Here is a 2,561-nt window from a genome sequence, read left to right as displayed (position 1 = left end):
AAGGTTCGGTATGCCCGGAGAAAGGTCCGCACTCCCTCGACGACGAGTGGCCGGACGCGGGCATCCTCCGCGGCATTCGCGGAACCGAGCCTGTCCAGCGCGACGCCGAAGGTCAGCGCGAGGAACTGGTCGGCCGCGAGTCGGGGGTCGGGGACGTCGAGCAGCCCGGCCGCGGCGAAGGCGGCGAACCGCTCGGCGAGTGCCTCGTCGGGGGTGTCGGCCAGGGGGTTTTCGCCCCGGTGCGGCAGGGTGGCCGGATTCCGCCCGGACCAGTCGTTGCAGCGTTGCGTACTCCGCCGAGCCCAGCATGTCGGTCGCGATGCGCATCGAGAACGTGACCAGGGCGTCCTCGAGGTCGGCGACCTCGGTGACGTCGGTGAGGGTGTCGTCGAGGGTGCGCCGGATCGCGGTGATCAGTGACTGGCCGACGGCGTCGACGACTGCTCGCAGCAGCGTCTGCTTGTCGCCGAAGTAGTCGTAGACCGTCCGCATGGACACTGGATGTTCGCGCTGCCGACGATCGCGGTCATCGAGGCCACCCTGCTGGTGAACAGGCTGATGCCGCCTGACGCGCCGGGCCGGTCGGACGGCGCCGGGGTCGACTGGCCCGGCCTGGTTCTCCTGAGCGGGACGCTGGTCACGCCCATGCTCGTGCTGGCGCTGGCGCTGGCGCCCGACATCGGCTCGCAGCCACTCGTGCTCGGCGCCCTCATCGTGGTTCTGGCCGCCTTCGTGACCGGATGGACTGCCGTTGAGCGTCGTGCGGCCTCGCCGATGGTCGATCTGCGCATGCTGGCACGGCCTGAGGTGTGGAAGTCGTGTCTGCTGACGTTCGTGCTGTGTGTCGGCACCTCGGCGGCGGTCTATCTCGTCCCGCAGCTGTTCGCGGTGTCCGCCGACGAGTACGGGTTCGGCGCCGGCGCCACCGAGATCGGCTTCTACCTGCTGCCCGGCGCCGTGGCCGCGTCGCTGGCCGGGCCGATCAGTGGGCTCGGGGCGCGGCGTTTCGGCTCGCGTGCCGTGGTCACCGCCGGGATCGTCATCATGGTCGCCGCCCTGATCGCCCTGGCGGCCGTGCACACCGAGGTCTGACACCTCGTCATCGGCAAGATGATGGTCGCGCTCGCCAACGGCCTGTGCGTCACGGCGCTGGTGACCGGCACCGCCACATCCGTCGATCGAAGTGACACCGGCATCGCCACCAGCCTGGTCCTGGTGACTCGCGTGCTCGGCTTCGCCGTGGGTGTGCAGGTCAGTGGTGCGATCCTCACCGCCGGGACACCTTCCGGGTCGGATGTCCCGGCCGAATCGGCCTTCGTCACCGGCTTCGCCATAGCAGGCGCCGTCACGGCGCTGTCCCTGCTTGTCGCCCGCACCATGAGCAAAGGAGTCAAGGAATGACCCGCACTGATCTGTTGAGGGACATCGGTACGGATATCGGTACCGCGCCGAGGCGCAAGGTTCTGATATCCGGGGCCAGTGTTGCCGGGCCCACCCTCGCGTTCTGGCTGAACCGCTACGGATTCGCGGTCACGGTGGTCGAGAGGGCGGGCGCACTTCGTGGCGGTGGTTATCCCATCGATGTGCGCGGCACCGCACTCGAGGTCGTCCGGAGGATGGGAATCCTGCCGCGACTTCGGGACGCGCACATCGACCTGCGTCGGCTGACCTTCCTCGACGGGGACGGCAGCGAGGTGGCCTCGGTCAACCCGCACAGCGTCACCGGCGGTGTCGCGGGACGGGACGTGGAGGTGCGGCGCGGGGATCTGACCGACGCTCTTTATACGGCGGTCCGTGACGACGTGGAGTTCTTGTTCGACGACTGCATCGACACCCTCGACCAGTCCGGCCTCGGGGTCGACGTCACCTTCCGCGGGGGCAGCAGGCATACGTTCGACATGGTGTTCGGTGCGGACGGTCTGCACTCACGTACCCGCGAGTTCCTGTTCGGCCCCGAAGAGCAGTTCCATCGGTACCTCGGCTACTGCTTCGCCGGGTTCACCATGCGCAACACCTTCGGGCTCTCCCACGAGACCATGATGTGGAACGCCCCGGGCAGGGCCGCGGCACTCTACGCCGTGGGGGACAACGACGAAGTGCACGCCTTCCTGAACTTCGCCCACCCGGAACCACCGTTCGACGCGTTCCGGAACCCCGAAGCCCAACGGGACCTGGTCTCCGCGGTCTTCGCCGACGCGGGATGGGAGGTCCCGGGCATGCTTGCCGCCATGCGCGACGCGGATGACCTGTTCTTCGACGGGGTCAGCCAGATCCGCATGCCCCGCTGGTCCAGCGGCAGGGTCGCGCTGGTCGGCGACGCCGCGTACGCGCCCTCGTTCCTCACCGGACAGGGCTCCAGCCTCGCGCTCGTCGGCGCGTACATGCTCGCCGCTTCCCTGGCCGACCAGGACCGGGATCACGCCGCGGGCTTCGCCGCCTACGAACACGGCACCCGTGAGTTTGTGACCGTGAACCAGGAGCAGGTCGGCGAGGGCGATGCCACACTCCTCCCGACCACCGCTCGGGCCCTGGAGCAGCGCAACGACATGCTGCGCAATCTT

At 68.8% G+C, this 2,561-nt stretch carries 1 protein-coding gene and 2 pseudogenes; 2 read left to right on the top strand and 1 reads right to left on the bottom strand.

Features of this window, described 5'->3' with window-relative positions:
* Positions 1–498 (bottom strand): annotated as a pseudogene (locus I8N67_RS44460) (TetR/AcrR family transcriptional regulator C-terminal domain-containing protein); the annotation flags it as partial.
* Here I8N67_RS44460 and I8N67_RS41215 point away from each other — a divergent pair.
* Positions 493–1,401, top strand: a pseudogene (locus I8N67_RS41215) (MFS transporter); the annotation flags it as partial. The pseudogenes I8N67_RS44460 and I8N67_RS41215 sit on opposite strands and share 6 nt — an antisense overlap.
* A partial coding sequence (locus I8N67_RS41210; RefSeq protein WP_200309437.1) for an FAD-dependent monooxygenase occupies positions 1,398–2,561 on the top strand: 1,164 nt, incomplete at its 3' end. The pseudogene I8N67_RS41215 and the gene I8N67_RS41210, both read left to right, overlap by 4 nt.

It is taken from the genome of Streptomyces adelaidensis (genome assembly GCF_016598475.1).
GTDB lineage: Bacteria > Actinomycetota > Actinomycetes > Streptomycetales > Streptomycetaceae > Streptomyces > Streptomyces adelaidensis.
The sequence above is the reverse complement of the archived record's forward strand: the minus strand, read 5'-3'. Positions and strand labels throughout refer to the sequence as shown.